At 65.2% G+C, this 394-nt stretch carries 1 pseudogene; it reads right to left on the bottom strand.

The features are described 5' to 3' along the window. A pseudogene (locus QWI17_RS09115) lies at positions 1-350 on the bottom strand (hypothetical protein); the annotation flags it as partial. Between the last annotated feature and the right edge of the window lie 44 nt (positions 351-394).

The following is a 394-nucleotide window of genomic DNA, read 5'->3' as shown; positions in this document are numbered from 1 at the left end:
ATCACCACCGAGGACAGGCCGATCAGCAGCGACAGCCGCGCGCCCTGGATCAGGCGTGAAAGCAGGTCGCGGCCGAGTTCGTCGGTGCCAAGGATGAACTGCCAGGTGCCGCCCTCCAGCCACACCGGTGGGGTCAACAGGAAGTCGCGGTACTGCTCGCTGGGGTCATGGGGGGCGACCCATGGCGCGAACAGCGCGCAGAACACCACCAGGCACATGAACGCCAGGCCCATCACCGCGCCTTTGTTGCGCGCGAAGGCTTGCCAGAATTCTTTGTACGGCGAAGGGTAGAGCAGGCTTTGGTCCACCGGGCTGGCCGGCGACACGGATTTCGGAATCGGGCTAGTCATGGCAAGGGCCTCAGCGCTGATGACGGATGCGTGGGTTGGCCAGG

Source organism: Gilvimarinus gilvus (assembly GCF_030518155.1).
Classification (GTDB): domain Bacteria; phylum Pseudomonadota; class Gammaproteobacteria; order Pseudomonadales; family Cellvibrionaceae; genus Gilvimarinus; species Gilvimarinus gilvus.
The sequence above is the reverse complement of the archived record's forward strand: the minus strand, read 5'-3'. Positions and strand labels throughout refer to the sequence as shown.